We start from the raw sequence: 17,590 nt of genomic DNA on the forward strand, positions 1-17,590 counted from the left end.
CCGGCAGACGCGCGCGTGCCTAGACTGCGGCGATGAACCTCTGGACCAAAGCATTGCGCGAAGGGCTCGTGGCCGGCACCGTCGGTGGCCTGCTCTCGGGCGCCGCGCTCGCGCTCGCGGGCCGCCGCGAGACCGGCTATCCGGCCGCTCCCATCAACGCCGTGAGCCACTGGTTCTGGCCGGAGGCGGCGTTGCGGGCCGACCGGCCTTCGCTGCGCTACACGGTGGTCGGCTTCGCCACACACCATGCAGCCGCCGTGCTCTGGGGCACAGCCTACGCACGGGCACGCGCGGCGCTTCGGCCACACCATCCGCCCAGCCTGGCCGGCGCGGTGGCGACCTCGGCCGTCGCCGCGGTGGTCGACTACACCATGACGCCCAAGCGTTTCACGCCGGGGTACGAACACCGGTTGACCAAGTCGGCGCTGGTGACGGTCTACGCCTGTCTGGCCATCGGGCTGCTGCTCGGGGCCGAACTCGCGGAACAGGAAGACGGACCACAGCACCTTGGAAGACTCCCATGACCTTTTCTTCCTCCGGTTCACTCACCGGCAGTTCGCTGCGCAAGGCCGCAGCATGTGCGGTCGTCGCCCTGGTCGCGGGTGGCGCGCTCGCGCAAGCGAATGCACCAACGCCCGCCAGCGCCGCCGGCTCCTCGCCGAGCGCGCCGTCCGCGTCCGCCCTCGGCAACGCACAGGCCCTCGGCCAGGCCGACGCACGGTTCCGGGAAGCCCGCGAGGCCTGCCTCCGGCACCCCGAGCCGGCGCGGGCCTCGTGCCTGGAGGAAGCGCGCCAGGGCTACAACCAGGCGACCGCGGGCGCCGCGGGTAACGCGCTGCCCGCGGTGCAGACCCAGTCCGGCGCCGTGAGCGCCACCGGCCAGGCGCCGGTGGCCGTGGACCAGCGCGTCCCGGCCGTGCCTGGCGTGTCCACGCCACCGCACGCGAGCCCGCAGGCGCCGCAGGGCGAGGCGCCGTCACGCTACTAGCCGCTGGAAGCGTCGAGCCGCACGAGCGCGCCGAGCGCAACGGTCGCGGCAGCCGCCCCGGCGCGGCGCAGCCCGCCGGGGCCACCTCAGCCGCCTTCGCGGAAGAACGGATACAGGCTCATGCCTCCGTCCACCACCAGCGTGGTGCCCACGACGTAGTCGGCGAGATCGCTGCCGAGCCACACCGCGGCCTGCGCGATGTCCTGCGGCGCGCCCACCCGCGCGTAGGGGATGCGCTGGAGCAGCGCCGCGCGCGCCTCCTCGCCCTCCCAGGCGCTGCGGTTGATGTCGGTGGCGATGGCGCCCGGTGCGATCGCGTTCACCCGCACGCCCTCGCAGGCGACCTCCTGCGCCAGGCTGGCCATGAGCATGTGCAGCCCGCCCTTGGAGGCCGCGTAGTTGGCGTGCCCCGCCCAGGGAATGTGCTGGTGCACCGAGCTGATGAAGATGATCTTGCCCAGTGCCCGCGAGCGGTCCGGCTGGGGACCCTGGCGTCGAAAGCACCGCAGCGCTTCCTGGGCGCACAGGAACTGCCCGGTGAGATTCACGTCGAGCACCTTGCGCCAGTCTTCCAGGGCCATGTCGGCGAAGGAGGCGTCCCGCTGGATGCCCGCGTTGGCCACCAGCAGGTCGAGCCCTCCGAGCAGGTCCGCCGCCCGGGCGAAAAGACGCCGGCACTCCTCGGGCACGGAAATGTCGGCCTGCACCGCATGGGCGCACCCGCCCGCATCGGTGATCTCCTGCACGATCCGCTCGGCCTCCTCCTGGCCGCTGCGCCAGTTGACGATGACGCTGGCGCCCGCCGCGGCCAGACCGCGCGCCACGGCCTCCCCGATGCCCGAGCTGGCGCCGGTCACGACCGCGCGCTGACGCTGCAAAAGAGGTGGGAAGACGGGTTCGGTCATGGCGGGCGGCGATGGTGGGCTGGTCGGGCGTGGCGGGGAGCGCACATGGCGTTGTCTGTCGCCACGATACGGCTTTCGCGGCGCCGCCGGGGGCCTTGGGCGGCACCACGAAACACATAATTCGTCGAGATGGGAGATCCCCTTCGCACCAACGACGTCGCTCAGCTGGACGGCTCGCCCCGGCGGCGCTTCTATTCGGGCCCGTCCCTGCACCGCGCCGCCGCCATCGCCGACCTGCGTGCGATGGCGCACCGTCGCATGCCGCGCTTCGTGCTGGAGTACCTCGAGGGCGGCGCTGAAGACGAGGCGGGCCTCGCGCGCGACCGCCTGGCCTATGCCGACTGGCGCTTCGCTCCGCGGCAGCTGGTCGATGTCTCCGGCCGCACTCTGGAGGCAGACCTCCTCGGGCGCAGCGCCCGGCTGCCGCTGGTGATCGCGCCCACCGGGCTCAACGGCATCTTCCGCCACGGCGGCGACCTGATGCTCGCGCAGGCCGCCGCCGAGGCTGGCATTCCCTTCGTGCAGAGCACCATGTCCAACGAGCGCATGGAAGACCTTGCCCGCATCGACGGGCTGCGGCACTGGTTCCAGCTCTATGTGTTCGGGGCCGATGAGGTGTGGCAGGAACTGCTGCGCCGCGCCGACGCATGCGGCTGCGAGACACTGGTGCTGACCACCAACGCACAGATCTTCGGCAACCGCGAGTGGTCCAAGCGCACCCGTGCGAGCCGTACCCGACCCAGCGCCTCGACCGTGCTGGACGCGGCCTTGCACCCGCGCTGGATGGCAAGCACCCTGCTGGCCGGCCGCGGGCTGCCGGTGTTTCGCAACGTTCTCGACTTCATCCCGCGCGAACACCGCGGGTTCTTCGAGTCGGCCCACTGGATCCGCGAGCACCAGCCCAGCTCGCTCGACTGGGCTGACCTCGACCGCATCCGCAGGCGCTGGTCCAAGCCTTTGCTGCTCAAGGGCATCCTGCACCCCGACGACCTGCGCCGCGCGGTCGATGCGGGCGTGGACGGCGTCGTGCTGAGCAGCCACGGCGGCCGCCAGCTCGACTGGACCATCGCGCCACTGGACCTGCTCCCGCAGGCGCGCGAGATCGTGGGCGACCGGCTGGCGCTGCACGTGGCCGGCGGCCTGCGGCGTGGCACCGATTTGCTGAAGGCGCTGGCGCTGGGGGCCACGGCAGTGTGGGCCGGCCGTGCGCCGCTGTACGGCCTCTGCGCGGGCGGCACGCAGGGCGTGCGTCGCGCGCTGGACATCCTGCACAAGGAAGCGCTCGATGCGATGGGCCTGCTGGGCGCCGCGTCGCTGGCCGACCTCTCGGACGGTTCGCTGCTGCAGCGCATGCGGTGATCCGGCGCGGGCCGACAACCACGGATGCTGCTGGCCGCTAAGCTGCGGTCATGCGAGCTCCCAGTGCGCCGGCCCGGTTTGTCGAGGACAACGCCGCCTTCGGCCGGGGCCTTGCGCGCGCTTTCGCCGGTGCCACGATCTTCGGCCTGCCCCTCTTCATGACCATGGAGATGTGGTCCCTCGGCGAGTACGTGCCGTCCTGGAAGGTCGCGCTGCTGCTGGTGCTGTTCTTCCCCCTGCTGGTGGCCCTGTCCTGGCACGCGGGATTCGAGCGCACCTTCCGATGGCGTGACGATGTGGTGGACGCACTCGTGGCCTATGCCGTGGGCTTTACCACCTCGGCCCTGGCCCTCTGGCTGATCGGGGCCTTGAATGCCGAAACCGCGTGGCGCGGAGCGCTCGGACAGGTCAGCCTCCAGGCGGTTCCGGCCAGCATCGGCGCCTTGCTGGCACAGTCGCAGCTCGGCGAGCGCCAGGCTGGCCAGCCGCAGCGCGGAGGTGTCGCCCGTTATGGCAGCGACCTCTTCATCATGGCGATCGGGGCCCTCTTCCTGTCCTTCAATCTGGCGCCCACCGAGGAGATGCTGCTGATCGCGATGCGCATCGGGCCCGCTCGGGCGATGCTGCTGGTAGCGGTGTCGCTGGCGGCGATGCACGCCTTCGTCTACGGTGCCGAGTTCCGCTCGCGTCCCCACCCGGGTGCGCCTGCGTCGGCGACCCTCCTCTTCCTGCGCTTCACCGTGGTCGGCTACGCGACCTGCCTGGTGCTGAGCGCCTGGATGCTGTGGACCTTCGGGCGCCTCGAAGGCCTGCCCTTAGCGGCGGCAGTGCAGGTGACGGTCGTGCTGGGTTTCCCGGCAGCCGTAGGCGCCGCCTCGGCGCGGCTGATTCTCTGAGGCAGGCGCATGGGACGCGAAGAGTCTTCGTCCGGCGCCGGTGAAGAGGCCGCGCCTTCGTTTCTGGAATGGGCGGTCGCCGTGCTTGGCCTGCTGACGGTGCTCGCGACCCTTCTGCTGCTCGGCTGGGAGGCTCTGCGGGCCGAGCAAGGTCCTCCCGTGCCGATGTTCAGCGTGACCCGCATCGAGCAGCAGTCACCGGCCCAGTACCTGGTGCGGCTGGAGGTGCGCAACACCGGGCCGCAGACCGCCGCCTCGCTGTTCTTCTCGGGCGAGCTCCAGCAGGGCGAGCAGGTGCTCGAGCGCAGCACCGGGATGCTGGACTACCTGCCGCCCGGCGCCACCCGCGAGGCCGCCCTGGTCTTCAGCCGCGATCCGCGCGGGCTGCAGCTCGCGCTGCGGGCCGAAGGCTGGCAGCGGCCCTGAGGTGCCGCGTGGTGCGCCACCGCAGGACGCTGCGTGAGGTGCGGCCCGAGCCTTCCGCTCTTGCGCCGCGCCGGAGGAACCCGGCACCAGCGCTTGCGTTCAGCCGCCGTGGCGACGATCGTGGCGATGCGGCCATGCATTGCGCCACACACGGTACGGTCACGATGCCGACCGACCCTCCCGCTCCTGCAGCGCACGCCACATCACCTTGCCGCTGCCGCTCTTGGGCAGTGACGGCGCGAATTCGACGATGCGCGGCGCCTTGTAGACGGCCATGTGCTCGCGGCACCAGGCGATGATCTGCTGCTCGCTCACCGTGCCGGCATGGCCGGGGCGCAGCACGACGACGGCCTTGACGGTTTCGCCGCGATAGCTGTCATGGGCCGCGATGACGCAGGCCTCCTGGACCGCGGGGTGGCGGAACATCAGTGCCTCCACCTCGGCCGGCCAGACCTTGAAGCCCGAGGCGTTGATCATCCGCTTGAGGCGGTCGGTGATGAAGAAATAGCCGTCCTCGTCGGTGCGGCCGAGGTCGCCCGAGCGGAAAAATCGCTTGCCGTCGATATCGACGAAGGCCTCCGCCGTGGCCTGCGGGTTGCGCCAGTAGCCCTCGAACACCATGGGGCCGTGGATCACGATCTCGCCCTGCTCGCCGGGCGGCAGCTCGCGAAGCGTCTCGGGATCGACCACTCGCGCGTCGCAGCCGACGAAGGGAATGCCCAGGCACTGCTGCTTGGTGGCGTCGGGCGGGTTGCTGTGCGAGGGCGCGGCCGTCTCGGTCAGGCCGTAGCCTTCGGCATAGTTCAGGCCGAACTGCTCCCACAGGCGCTGCGCCACGGCCTGCGGCATGGCGGCCCCGCCGCCGCCGATGGACACCAGGCTGGAGAGGTCCCACTGGTCGAAGCGGGGACTGGCCAGCAGGTCGATCACCATGGTGGGGATGTTGGTCCAGTGGGTGACGCGGTGGCGCGAGATCAGCTGGCCGGCGAGATCGCGGTACCAGCGCGGCATGACCACGAGCGTGGCGCCGCTGTAGATGCCGGTGTGCATGACGCACACCATGCCGGTGATGTGGAACATCGGCACCACCAGCAAGGCCACGCTCTCGGCCGTCACGGTGCCCCACAGCGCACCGGCGATCGTGTTGTGCATGAGGCTGGCGTGGGTGTGCATGCAACCCTTGGGCAGCCCCGTGGTGCCGCTGGTGTACGGCAGTGCCGCCAGGTCCGACGGGCCGGCCGCCGGCGCCGGCAGGGGCAGGTGGTTGTCGAGGGCGGCGTCCCAGGAGCTCACCTCGCCGTCCTGCAGCGTCGGCAGCGGGTGGCACGTGAGCAGCCAGTCGTGCCACGCGGCCGGGACCGTGTCCGCGGCATGCCGGGCGTCCAACGCGTCGGTGAACTGCGTCACCACCAGATGCCGCAGGCGCTGCCCGCGCGGCAACGCATCGCTGGCGCGCGCCACCTCGGGCGCGAGGTCGCCCGTGGTGATGGCCACCTGCACCTCGGGGTCGGTGATGTAGTGCGCGATCTCCTGCGCGCGGTTCATGGGGTTGACCGGCACGACCACCGCGTCGCAGCGCAGGATGGCGAAGTGCGCCACTACCAGCTGCGGACAGTTCTGCATGTCGAGCAGCACGCGGTCGCCACGGCGCACTCCGAGCCCATGCAGATGTGCCGCGAGGCGTTCGGCCTGCGCATGCAGTTGCGAATAGGTGAGGTGGCGATCGAAGAAGACGAGCGCCGCCTTGTCCGGATAGCGCCTGGCGCTGATGGACAGGTTGTCCCAGAGGGACGTCTGCGGGGCAACGAGCGAATAGGGAAGGCGCTTGGGCCAGAAGGAGTGATGCGGGCGCGACAAGGCGGTGTCTCGGCAGCTGCGGAAGCCACCAAGCGTAGGCCAGGACTGCGCGCCCACCGCCTAGGGAATCCCCCGCACGCCCCCGCGCAGCATTGCCGATGCGGCGGCCACTCGCCGCGCAATGCCGCGCACTACACCGCGCACCCGCAACGGCGCAGGTGCGCCGGTGTGCTTTCAGCGCCGATGCCCCGGTGTTTCAGCCCCGGTGTTTCAGCGCCGGTGTTTCAGCGCCGGTGTTTCAGCGCATGAAGAGCTTGCTGAACAGGATGCCCGCGACGAACGCGACACCCAGTGCGGCCAGCGGGTTCTCGCGCACCTGCTCGCGCGCCATGGTGCCGTATTCCTCCTGCATTCCCATCATGCGTTCGCTGCTGGAGCCGAGCGTCTGCTCCAGGCGATCGACCGCTTCGTGCGCCGCTTGGGCGACGCGCTTGACGGGGTTGTCACCGCCGCCGCTGCCGGACTGCGAGGAGCTGCCCTGGCCGCCAGCCGACCCCGCCGAGGAGCCGCCCGTCGCAGAGCCGCCCATGCCGCCGGCGGAACCCCCGGCGCTGCTGCTGGATCCCATGCTGCTGCTGGTGGGGAAAGGGGTCTTGCTGGTTTCGCTGTTCATGGTGGTCCTCTTGGCGGGTTGGATGAAGCACCAGCGGGCCCGCTGGCTGTCGATTACTCTATGAAGCACAGCGTTTACCCCCTGTCGGCCAAGCATCGGGTCCGACTGTAGGACGCGGCCGCAGCATCCGTGCAGCCGCCTGCGCGGCGGTGAGCGCGGCACGGACCCGCGCCACGCCCAGCCGACAACCGTGCATCATTGCCAACGACACAGGAGCCCAAGATGGAACATCCCGACAACGAAGTACCGGCTTCCACCGCCGAGCCGCGTAACTCGTTCCTTGAAGAAAAAGCGTTCAAATCCCGCACGGTGCTGGTGTTCGGTGCCATCACCGACGATTCGGCGAGCGGCGTCGCCCGGCGGCTGATCGCCCTGGACAGCGACTCGCCCGCGCCCATCGACATGCTGGTCAGCTCCCCCGGCGGCCACCTGGAATCGGGCGACGCCATCCACGACATCATCCGCTTCATCACCGCGCCGGTGAACATGATCGGAACCGGTTGGGTGGGCAGCGCGGCCACCCACCTCTACCTGGCGGTGCCGCGTGAGCGACGCTTCTGCCTGCCGAACACGCGCTTCCTGATTCACCAGCCCAGCGGTGGCGCCGGCGGACAGGCCACCGATATCGCCATCCACGCACAGGAGATCATCAAGGCACGCGAGCGCATCGCCCGCACGATCTCACGGGAGACGGGGCGGCCGCTGGACAAGGTGCTCACCGACATCGAGCGCGACCGCTGGCTGTCGGCCGAGGAGGCGGTGGAGTACGGCCTGGTCGGGCGCGTCATCGCGCACAAGACCGAGCTGCGAAGAGGTTGATCACGGGGCCGCGCGCCCCTGGGCCATTCCACTCGCAACCCAGCGATACGCCGAAGCACACGTAACTCCCGCTCACGGCGCCGCAGCTGCGGCGGCTGCCACACTGCCTCCTGGCAATGGCGCCGCTCACTTCCGGGCGCCGCTCTTCCTTGCCCGCCGGTACGCCGGCGGCGCTTCCTTTTCGCTGCTGGAGCAGTTTGCAATGTCGATAGGCAGCCGTCTGCTGCCGGCGCTGGTCGCCGGGTGCAGCCTGATCGTCGCCCAGGCGCAGCCCTGGCAATCACGGAGCGCCCCTGGCGAAGGGCCGAACCCCGCGCGCGCGCCCGAACCCGTCGAGGTCCATCCGGCCTCGGAACAGCTGGAAGAGGCCCGGGAGGACCTGCTCGAGGCGGTCCACGTGGTCCGCCGCATGAAGGCCGATCCGCAGGTGCTGCAACTTCTGCAGCGCGCACAGGGCCTGTTCATCGTGAACGACTATGCGCACGCCGCGCTGGGCGTTGGCGTCCAGGGCGGCGAAGGCGTGCTGGTGACGCGGCGTGGCAATGATTTCGGCGATCCCATCTTCTTCAACATGGGCGCCCTCAGCATCGGTGCGCAGGCCGGCGCGACGCGCGGGGAGATCGCCTTCCTGCTCATGACCGAGCGTGCGGTGCAGCGCTTCCTGGACGAGCGCACCTTCTCTCTCACGGCGGGTGCGGGCCTGAGCTTTGCGAACTATCAGGCGCGCGGAATGGCCGCGACCGGCAAGCTGAGCGACGTGGTGGTGTGGACCGGCGCGCCCGGCCTCTACGCGGGCATCAACGTCGGCGCCCTCGGCGTCCTTCCAGATGGCGAGGCCAACCGCGCCTACTACGGCCGCGACGACGCCACGGCATTGCAGATCGCGAGCGGCCGCATTCCCAACCCGCACCGCAACGTGCTGGCCATGGTGCTGCGGATATGAGCGGCGGGCGACGTTGTTTCCTGCTGCTGGCGGCGACCGGGATCGCGCACCGCGCATGGGCGCACCACGGATGGGAGGCGTTCGAGCAGGCGGCGCCCGTCTACCTGCAGGGGCCGGTGAGCACGCTGCTGTGGGCCGACCCGCACGCCACGATGGAACTGGTCCACCGGCCGCGCGCGGAAGTGCCCGGTGAAGTGCGGTCGCTGCAGGTGCCGCCACAGCAAGCCGACGTGGACATAGCAGACCTGCTGGCGCGCGCCCGCGTGCCCCAGGGTGAAGACCGCTGGCGCATCGAGCTGCCCGAGCTCGCACGCCTGTCCGCGTGGGACGTACAGCGGCCCGCCATCGGAGATGTGATCGGCGTCCTGGCGCGGCCCGGCCCCGCCTACCGCGGATCGCCCGCCGCGCGCGCCGAGGTGCTGTTCATCCGCGGGCGGGCCTACCCGATGCGCTCCGACCCGCGCTGAGCCGTCAGGGAGCGGCCGTGCTCGGCCACAATGCGGAGCCTCCGCATTCCACCCGCTCCGCATGCCATCCGCCTCCCATCTGCAGGCCCTGCTCGACCGCCCCGCCGGCGCCATTACCGACGTTGCCGGCATCGAGGTCGGCCACCACACCGACACCCGCCGGCCGACCGGCTGCTCCGTGGTGCTCGCGCGCGGCGGCGCGGTGGCCGGCGTGGATGTGCGCGGCTCCGCCCCGGGCACGCGCGAGACCGACCTGCTGGCGCCGGGCAATGCGGTGCAGCAGGTGCATGCCGTGCTGCTGGCGGGTGGCAGCGCGTTCGGACTGGATGCCGCTGGCGGCGTGATGCGCTGGCTGGAGGAGCGCGGCATCGGACAAGCCGTCGGCCCCGTGCGCGTGCCCATCGTGCCCGCGGCCGTGCTGTTCGACCTGATGGTCGGGGACGGCACCATCCGTCCTGATGCCGCCGCCGGCTACGCCGCCTGCATCGCGGCCGGCACGGCGGCGCCGGCGGAAGGGGCGGTGGGCGCCGGCACCGGCGCGGCGATCGGCAAGGTTTTCGGCATCGACCGCGCGATGAAGGGCGGCATCGGCACCGCGTCGTGCCGCGTCGGCGGCATCACGGTCGGCGCGCTCGTCGCCTGCAACGCGCTCGGCGACGTGATCGATCCGGACACCGGCGCCATCCTCGCGGGCGCCCGAAGCGAAGACGGCCGCCACCTGGTCGATACGCGCCGCGCCCTGTTGGCGGGGGTGCCCCCCAAGGCGCTGCTCGCAGCGGCGAACACCACCATCGGCGTGGTGGCCACCGACGCCACCCTCGACAAGGCGCAAGCCCAGCGGCTTGCGCAGGTGGCCCATGACGGGCTGGCCCGGGCGATCAACCCGGTCCATACGGTGTCGGATGGAGACACGCTGTTCGCCCTGGCGACGGGGCAGTCGCAGGCGAGGGGGCAGCCCGGCATGGTGGTGCTGGCGACGATGGCCGCCGAGGCGACTGCGCGCGCTACGGTGCGCGCGGTGCTGGCGGCGCGTAGCCTGCGGATCGGCGGGCTGCACCTGCCGTCGGCGCGGGAACTGCAGCAGCCCTGAAGGACTGCCGCCCGTGCGCAGCGGGCGGCAAGCCTCCCCGGTTACTTCAGGGCCTTGTAGCGCATGCGCTTGGGCTTGGCGCCTTCCTCTCCCAGGCGGCGCTTCTTGTCGGCCTCGTACTCCTGGTAGTTGCCGTCGAAGAACACCCACTGGCTGTCGCCCTCGGCCGCCAGGATGTGGGTGGCGATGCGGTCCAGGAACCAGCGGTCGTGGCTGATCACCAGCACGCTTCCGGCGTATTCGAGCAGTGCGTCCTCGAGCGCGCGCAGCGTTTCCACGTCGAGGTCGTTGGACGGCTCGTCCAGCAGCAGCACGTTGCCGCCCGCGATCAGCGTCTTGGCCAGGTGCAGGCGCCCGCGCTCGCCACCCGAGAGCGTGCCCACTTTCTTCTGCTGGTCGCCTCCGTTGAAATTGAAGCGGCCGCAGTAGGCGCGGCTGGCCATCTGGAACTTGCCCACCGTGATGATGTCCAGCCCGCCCGAGACGTCTTCCCACACGGTCTTGTCGTCGGCCAGCACGTCACGGTGCTGATCGACGAAGGCCATCTTCACGGTCTGGCCGATCACCACCTCGCCTGAGTCGGGCTGCTCCTTGCCCGCGATCAGCTTGAACAGCGTGGACTTGCCCGCGCCGTTCGGGCCGATGATGCCGACGATGGCGCCGGCCGGGATGTTGAAGCTCAGGTTGTCGATCAGGAGCCGGTCGCCGAAGGACTTGCTCACGTTCTTGAACTCGATCACCTGCGTGCCCAGGCGCTCGGCCACCGGGATGAAGATCTCCTGCGTCTCGTTGCGGCGCTGGTATTCGTAGTCGGACAGCTCCTCGAAGCGGGCCAGGCGCGCCTTGCTCTTGGCCTGCCGGCCCTTCGGGTTCTGGCGCGCCCACTCCAGCTCCTTCTTCATGGCCTTGGTGCGGGCGTCCTCGGTGCGCTGCTCCTGCTCGAGGCGCGCCTCCTTCTGCTCCAGCCAGGTGCTGTAGTTGCCCTTGTAGGGAATGCCGTGGCCGCGGTCGAGTTCGAGGATCCACTCGGCCGCGTTGTCCAGGAAGTAGCGGTCGTGGGTGATGGCCACCACGGTGCCCGGATAGCGCTGCAGAAAGACTTCGAGCCAATCGACCGATTCGGCGTCGAGGTGGTTGGTGGGCTCGTCGAGCAACAGCATGTCGGGCTTGGACAGCAGCAGCTTGCACAGCGCCACGCGACGCTTTTCGCCACCGGACAGCAGGCCGACCTTGGCTTCCCAGGGCGGCAGCCGCAGCGCATCTGCCGCGATCTCGAGCTGGTGCTCGGAGTCGGTGCCGGCGGTGGCGATGATGGCCTCCAGGCGGGCCTGCTCCGAGGCGAGCGCGTCGAAGTCGGCGTCGGGCTCGCCGTAGGCGGCGTACACCTCTTCGAGGCGGGCCTTTGCGGCGTTGACCTCGCCCATGGCCTCCTCCACCTCCTCGCGCACGGTGTGCTCGGGATCGAGCTTGGGCTCCTGGGGCAGGTAGCCGATGTTCAGCCCGGGCATGGGGGTGGCTTCACCCTCGATCTCCTTGTCGATGCCGGCCATGATCTTGAGCAGCGTCGACTTGCCGGAGCCATTGAGGCCCAGGACGCCGATCTTGGCGCCGGGGAAGAAGGAAAGGGAGATGTCCTTGAGGATCTGGCGCTTCGGCGGAACGATCTTGCCGACGCGGTTCATGGTGAAAACGTATTGGGCCATGTGCGTGTAATCGGGTCGTGTGTGGGGGGTGGTGCGTAGGGCCGTGGATGCGATGCCGGGGCCGCGCGCTGCGGTGGCAGGCCCCGGCGCGGGCGGGCCGCGCGGTACAACAACCCGGCATTATCGTGCCCCCGGGCTGCCGCGCCCCCTGGCCTGGGCAATCTAGGCCGCGTCGCCGGGTTCGATGCTGTTGCGCAGAGCGGCCCGGGCGACCTGGTCGAGCGCTTCGTCCACGAGGCTGCGGTCCGCCACCATCCGCAGCTGCCCGCCGGACTGCAGCCGCTCGAGCGTGCGGCGTGACATCGAATGTGCACTGCCGCGCGGCGAGGTGAACATGAACAGCGTGCGGTGCGGGCTGGCCCAGCTCAGCTGCACGCGCTCCCAGTTGCCCTGCACCTGCAGCTCGACCCAGGCGCCGATCGCGGGCAGCTCGCCCGTCTGTGCAGCGGCCGGCTGCGCCGGCGCGTCGGCGGGCTCGGCAGCATCGGACGCAGCCGGGCCCGGCTGCCGATCCCGCTCCCGATCCCGATCCGCGTCGGGCTGCGGCTCGAGATAGCCCGATTCCTGCGCCTCCTGAGGGGCCAGCCACACCTGGGCATCGTCGAATGCACTGGGGCCGAACTCCGAAGGCGCCTCGCGCGCCTGCTCCGCGGCGCTGCGCGAGGCGGCATCGCGGCCATCCTTGAGAGCACTGGCGTGCAGGGCGCCGAGCCGCTCGAAGAAACGCTCGGCCAGCTCGGGCGGGTAGTCGATGCTGCGCATGCCCACGCGCAGCCGCGCCACCATCCCGGGAATCAGCTGGGCCAGCCGCTGCAGGCGCCCGCGTCGGGCCGGCGCGGGTTGCACGCTCCATGCAAGCTCGTCCACCAGCGCGCGAAGCCCCAGCGCGTCGTCTGCGCCGTCGAGTCGCCGCAGCTTGTCCTCGGCCACGACATGGCACCACGAAGTCTTGAGGAAATCGGCGACGAACTCCGGCACCTCGGTGCCCGCCAGCACCTGCTCGAATTCCTCGGCCAGCCGCTGTGCAAGGAGGTTGCGCTGCTCGGCATGCACCAGCGCGCGCGCCGCCTCCTCGCGGCGGCGAAGCGCCACGGCGTCGTGGCGCTCCCATTGCTCCTGCAGCTGCGCGAGCGCCGAGCCGAACTCCGCTGCCTCGGGGGCATCGGCGGCTGCCAGCCGGGCGACCACTGCCTCGATGCTGGCGACGAACTGCTGCCAGCCCGGATCGGATTCGCTGCAGAACGCCATGCTGCGCTGCGTCATCTGCTGCAGCAGCTCACGGGCGGGATGTCGCGGGTCGCTGAAAAAGCGCGAGTCGTCCTCCGCCAGCCGGACGATGGCTGGTTCGAGCACGCGCAGCTGCCGGCGGTACTCGGCCACCAGCCTTCCTTCGCGGGCGAGGTTGTCGAACAGGAGACGGATCACCTGCTCGCCCAGCTGGCGCCCCAGGCGAGGCGACTCGACCGCAGCCGGCGCATGAACGGCAGCGGTCCCGTCGCCGCGCTCGGCGCGCGCCTGCTCCAGGCGCTGGACCAGCGCATCGACCTGCCCCATTTCCTGCAGCAGCGACAAGGAGGCCGGCACGGTGTGCAGGAACTCCGGGGGAGTGGACGGCGCATCGAAATCGCCGGCCAGCAGCTTGCGCAGCCGCTCGAGCGTGAGCAGCGTCTTGGCAACCGAGCGGCTGACGGGGGAGTCGGCCACGGCCGCACCCCTGCGACCTGCTGCGGGCGGGGCCGGCTCCACACCGGTAGACCCCAGCCAGTCGGCCATCTCGCGATAGAGGGTGCGCAGCTGCACGCCCAGCAGGCCTGCGCAGGGCACCACGAGCGCCTCGCGCACCGCCGGCTCGGCGAGTCGCGACCACAGGCTCGCCTGCAGCGCCTGCACGAACACTTCGGGGCGCACGGGGTTGAGGCCGGGCTGCACGGTACGCCAGCCGAGCAGCGTGCTGACCAGCGCGTCCAGCGGCGGCAGCACGTCGTCCACCATGCGCGCGACCTCCTGCTCGGCGCGCGCCTGCTCGATGCTCTCGTCGAGCGTGCTGTCGTCCAGCAGGTGCAGATCGTCGAAGCGCAGCGGCTCCTTCGTGCGCTGGTCCCTGCCGCCGCCCTCATACACGAGCCGGGTCAGGGCAGCACGGAAGTCGCTGCACACCTGCGCCTGGCCGGCCCGCAGGGCCTCGATGGCGGTGCGCACCACGGGCTGCTGGAGCGCCGGATTGCGGCGCGGGCCCTGCGCCTCGCTGCCGACGAGCAGGCCCTCGATCACGTTGGCCGCCAGCAGTTCGCACCGCGACAGCAGCGTCTCCAGGCAATCCTGCAAGGAAGGCTGCAAGACGGCGGGATCGTCCGAGACACCCCAGCGCAGGTTCAGGAGCTTGGCCATGGTCCAGCCATTATCAGCACATCCGTTCGCCCAGGCCTGTCCCCAGACGCGCCATGCCCGCGAGCGCGTGTGATCCGTGCGACAATGCCCGGGCCGCGCAACCAGTGCGTGCGGCACCAGCAGTCCTGCTGGGGACGACGCGGCCCACGGCCGACTGGCTCCCACCCCCCAACTGATCAGCCTCAACTGGCCCGGTGCGACGCACCGGTACTGGCCGATCCCATGCGCCTCGGTACGGCGCACACACACTGCATGAATTTCGAAGAACTGAAACTGGCTCCCGCCATCCTGAAGGCTGTCCGCGAGGAGGGATACGAAACCCCCACTCCGATCCAGGCCCAGGCCATCCCCGCCGTGCTCGAGGGGCACGACCTTCTCGCCGGCGCGCAGACCGGCACCGGCAAGACCGCCGCCTTTACCCTTCCCATGCTGCACAAGCTCTCGATGAGCCGCAGCGCCACCAACAAGTTCGGTGGCTATGGCATCCGCGCACTCGTCCTCACGCCCACCCGCGAACTCGCGGCCCAGGTCGAAGAGTCGATCCGCACCTACGGCAAGTACCTGCAGCTGAGCTCGACCGTCATCTTCGGCGGCGTCGGCATGAACCCCCAGATCGACCGCATCAAGAAAGGTGTGGACATCCTCGTGGCCACCCCCGGCCGCCTGCTCGACCTGATCCAGCAGGGTTTCGTGGATCTCTCCACGGTGCAGATCCTGGTGCTGGACGAAGCCGACCGCATGCTCGACATGGGCTTCATCCACGACGTGAAGAAAGTGCTGGCGCTGGTGCCGCGCGACAAGCAGAGCCTGTTGTTCTCCGCGACGTTCAGCGACGAGATCCGCGAGCTGGCCAACGGTCTGCTGCGCAATCCGCAGAGCATCCAGGTCACGCCGCGCAACACGACCGTCCAGCGCATCACGCAGGTGGTCCACCCGGTTGGCCGCGGCAAGAAGAAGGCACTGCTCGCACACATCATCCAGCAGCACGACTGGAGCCAGGTGCTGGTGTTCACCCGCACCAAGTTCGGCGCCAACAACGTCGCCGAATTCCTGAACAAGAACGGCATCACCGCCATGGCGCTGCACGGCAACAAGAGCCAGGGTGCGCGCACGCAGGCCTTGTCGGGCTTCAAGACCGGAGAGATCCGGGCGCTCGTGGCCACCGACATCGCTGCCCGCGGGATCGACATCGACGAGCTGCCGCACGTGGTGAACTACGAAATTCCGAACGTGCCGGAAGACTACGTGCACCGCATCGGACGCACCGGGCGCGCGGGCAACAGCGGCGAAGCCGTGAGCCTGGTCTGCCTGGACGAGGAAGGCTTCATGCAGGAGATCGAGCGCTTCACCAAGCAGCAGATCGTCTCCCAGCTCATCGAAGGGTTCGGCCCCGAACCCGGCGAGCGCGCCGAACCCATCGCCATGGGCCGCCAGACCATCTGGGGCGGCGCCGGCAAGCCGCCGAGCCGTGAAGTGATGGCGGCAGCCGCGAAGGCGGCCCGCCAGGAGATGATGCAGCGCATCCGCGACAACAAGGGCGCCGGCGCCGGCGCCGGGGGTGGCGGCGGTCGTGGCGGCAATGGCGCCGGTCGCGGTGCCACCGGTGCAGCGCAGCAGCCCCGAGCACCGCAGCAGCGCTCGCAGGATGCGCGCCTCGGTTCGGCCAACGGTCACAAGGCGGGTGGCGGCGCACGCACAGGCGGCCGACCGCAGCACCCGCACCAGCACCCGCACCAGCACCCGCACCAGCACCCGCGCCGACCCGAGGGCGAAGCACAGCCGCGCATGGGCGCGCATCACAACGCCAGCCCCTTCGTGCAGCGTGACCCGACTCCCGTGCGGCCAACCGACGGCCAGCCCGACCCGCTGCGCACCAGCGTCGACAGCATGGGCGGCCGCGGTCGTCGGGGCGGCGGCGGTGGCGGCCGCGGAACCGGCGGCGGTCGCAACTGGGGACGCTGATCGGCTGATCGGCTGATCGGCTGATCGCCAATTAGCTGAGCGGCCGATTCGCATTAACTCTGCCGTTCCTCGAAGCGGCTGATCGGACGCTCGTCGATCGATCAGCCGCCGAACCGAACCTGGCACAACGCAGCACAGCGGCGGCCCACGGACTGCCGCTGTGCTGCTTTTGCGTCTGCCGTGCGGCCGGTTCTCGCCGGGCGGGCGTCCCGGTTACTTGCCTCTGTGCGGCGCGCCCCAAAGCCAGCCGTTCTGCCAGCCGCGACGCGGCATCGCGCATACGTCCAAGCGCCCTCGCGCGCCACTACCATCTCGGGCATGTCCACGCCCGCTCCTGCCTCCTCTTCGCCCAACGCCTCCCCGATCTCCTTCGGCCTTGCCGGGCGCGTCTGCCTCGTTACGGGCGCTTCCCAGGGCATCGGAGAGGCCTGCGCCCGGCGGCTCGCGCAGGACGGTGCACAGGTGGTGGCCTGCGACATCGACGACGCCCGCGGCCAGGCGCTGGCCGATGCGATCGGCGCCTTCTATGTGCACTGCGACGTGGGTGACCAGGCGCAGGTTGCCCGCTGCGTCGCGGAGATCGTGCGACGCCATGGCCGCATCGACGTGCTGGTGAACAACGCAGGCATCTTCAGGGCCGCCGACTTCCTGGACGTCACGGAGGCCGATTTCGATGCGGTACTGCGGGTCAACCTCAAGGGCGCCTTCCTGATGGGCCAGGCGGTTGCACGCGTGATGGCCGGTGCCGGACGCGGTGCGATCGTGAACATGAGCTCCGTCAATGGCTCCATGGCCATTCCTTCCATCGCCAGCTACAACGTGAGCAAGGGTGGCGTGAACCAGCTCACGCGCGCCATGGCGCTGGCACTCGCGGACCGGGGCATCCGCGTCAACGCTGTGGCCCCGGGGACCATCGCCACCGAACTGGCGGCCCAGGCGGTGCTGACCAGCGAAGACGCCCGCAGGCGCATCCTCAGCCGCACGCCCTTGCGCCGCCTGGGCACTCCCGCCGAGGTCGCCGATGTGGTCGCCTGGCTGGCGAGCGACGCCGCCAGCTATGTGACCGGAGAAATCGTGGTGGTCGATGGCGGCCGAACGGCGCTGAACTACACCGTAGAGGCCTGACGAGATTGGCTGCGCAGCCGTCGGGGCGGCGCAACACCAGCCGGCCGCG

The 17,590-nt window shown here is 70.4% G+C and carries 16 protein-coding genes; 11 read left to right on the forward strand and 5 right to left on the reverse strand.

The window, feature by feature from the left end; translation table 11 throughout:
- Positions 1-32: 32 nt before the first annotated feature.
- Together WG922_RS03285 and WG922_RS03290 are read left to right on the forward strand one after the other, a co-directional pair.
- The gene (locus WG922_RS03285; protein ID WP_340280655.1) at positions 33-524 is read left to right on the forward strand and encodes a hypothetical protein; all 492 of its coding nucleotides are present in this window, start codon (positions 33-35) and stop codon (positions 522-524) included.
- Positions 521-988, forward strand: coding sequence for a hypothetical protein (locus WG922_RS03290; protein ID WP_340280657.1), 468 nt, complete (start codon positions 521-523; stop codon positions 986-988). The genes WG922_RS03285 and WG922_RS03290 overlap by 4 nt, the downstream gene beginning before the upstream one ends.
- Positions 989-1,074: 86 nt before the next feature.
- Here WG922_RS03290 and WG922_RS03295 read toward each other — a convergent pair whose 3' ends face one another.
- Positions 1,075-1,893, reverse strand: a complete 819-nt coding sequence (locus WG922_RS03295) for a glucose 1-dehydrogenase (protein WP_340280658.1) — start codon at positions 1,891-1,893, stop codon at positions 1,075-1,077.
- A gap of 129 nt (positions 1,894-2,022) precedes the next feature.
- Here WG922_RS03295 and WG922_RS03300 point away from each other — a divergent pair, with 129 nt between their 5' ends.
- Genes WG922_RS03300 through WG922_RS03310 form a run of 3 tightly spaced genes read left to right on the forward strand, consistent with a single transcriptional unit; the run spans position 2,023 to position 4,574 of the window.
- Positions 2,023-3,252, forward strand: coding sequence for an alpha-hydroxy acid oxidase (locus WG922_RS03300; protein WP_340280659.1), 1,230 nt, complete (start codon positions 2,023-2,025; stop codon positions 3,250-3,252).
- Positions 3,253-3,302: 50 nt separating this feature from the next.
- Positions 3,303-4,148 carry a TIGR02587 family membrane protein gene (locus WG922_RS03305; RefSeq protein WP_340280661.1) on the forward strand — a complete coding sequence of 282 codons (846 nt, stop codon included), beginning with the start codon at positions 3,303-3,305 and terminating at the stop codon, positions 4,146-4,148.
- 9 nt (positions 4,149-4,157) lie between these two features.
- A complete protein-coding gene (locus WG922_RS03310) occupies positions 4,158-4,574 on the forward strand; it encodes a hypothetical protein (protein ID WP_340280663.1) in 417 nt (138 codons plus the stop codon).
- Positions 4,575-4,733: 159 nt separating this feature from the next.
- On the opposite strand, the gene WG922_RS03315 is transcribed toward WG922_RS03310, so the two are convergent.
- Positions 4,734-6,431, reverse strand: a complete 1,698-nt coding sequence (locus WG922_RS03315) for a long-chain fatty acid--CoA ligase (RefSeq protein WP_340280665.1) — start codon at positions 6,429-6,431, stop codon at positions 4,734-4,736.
- Positions 6,432-6,669: 238 nt separating this feature from the next.
- Positions 6,670-7,044 (reverse strand): hypothetical protein, encoded by a 375-nt coding sequence (locus WG922_RS03320; RefSeq protein WP_340280666.1) that lies wholly within the window; start codon positions 7,042-7,044, stop codon positions 6,670-6,672.
- Positions 7,045-7,266: 222 nt separating this feature from the next.
- Between WG922_RS03320 and WG922_RS03325 the strand changes: the two genes are divergently transcribed.
- The 4 genes from WG922_RS03325 (at position 7,267) to WG922_RS03340 (ending at position 10,363) form a co-directional block, all read left to right on the forward strand.
- A complete protein-coding gene (locus WG922_RS03325; RefSeq protein ID WP_340280667.1) occupies positions 7,267-7,863 on the forward strand; it encodes an ATP-dependent Clp protease proteolytic subunit in 597 nt (198 codons plus the stop codon).
- 202 nt (positions 7,864-8,065) lie between these two features.
- The gene (locus tag WG922_RS03330; RefSeq protein ID WP_340280668.1) at positions 8,066-8,806 is read left to right on the forward strand and encodes a lipid-binding SYLF domain-containing protein; all 741 of its coding nucleotides are present in this window, start codon (positions 8,066-8,068) and stop codon (positions 8,804-8,806) included.
- Complete coding sequence (locus tag WG922_RS03335; RefSeq protein ID WP_340280671.1) at positions 8,803-9,273, forward strand: DUF6152 family protein; 471 nt, start codon at positions 8,803-8,805, stop codon at positions 9,271-9,273. Before WG922_RS03330 ends, WG922_RS03335 begins: the two co-directional genes overlap by 4 nt.
- A 61-nt stretch (positions 9,274-9,334) precedes the next feature.
- Complete coding sequence (locus WG922_RS03340; RefSeq protein WP_340280672.1) at positions 9,335-10,363, forward strand: P1 family peptidase; 1,029 nt, start codon at positions 9,335-9,337, stop codon at positions 10,361-10,363.
- Positions 10,364-10,404: 41 nt separating this feature from the next.
- Here WG922_RS03340 and ettA read toward each other — a convergent pair whose 3' ends face one another.
- Positions 10,405-12,066 carry an energy-dependent translational throttle protein EttA gene (gene ettA / locus WG922_RS03345; RefSeq protein ID WP_340280674.1) on the reverse strand — a complete coding sequence of 554 codons (1,662 nt, stop codon included), beginning with the start codon at positions 12,064-12,066 and terminating at the stop codon, positions 10,405-10,407.
- A gap of 162 nt (positions 12,067-12,228) precedes the next feature.
- Positions 12,229-14,454 (reverse strand): DUF1631 family protein, encoded by a 2,226-nt coding sequence (locus tag WG922_RS03350; RefSeq protein ID WP_340280675.1) that lies wholly within the window; start codon positions 14,452-14,454, stop codon positions 12,229-12,231.
- Between the two features lie 252 nt (positions 14,455-14,706).
- Between WG922_RS03350 and WG922_RS03355 the strand changes: the two genes are divergently transcribed.
- Positions 14,707-16,416, forward strand: coding sequence for a DEAD/DEAH box helicase (locus WG922_RS03355; protein ID WP_340280676.1), 1,710 nt, complete (start codon positions 14,707-14,709; stop codon positions 16,414-16,416).
- Positions 16,417-16,734: 318 nt separating this feature from the next.
- Complete coding sequence (locus tag WG922_RS03360; protein WP_340280678.1) at positions 16,735-17,541, forward strand: SDR family NAD(P)-dependent oxidoreductase; 807 nt, start codon at positions 16,735-16,737, stop codon at positions 17,539-17,541.
- Positions 17,542-17,590: the final 49 nt, after the last annotated feature.

Origin of the sequence: Ramlibacter sp. AN1015 (assembly GCF_037726105.1) — a bacterium.
Lineage (GTDB): Bacteria > Pseudomonadota > Gammaproteobacteria > Burkholderiales > Burkholderiaceae_C > Ramlibacter.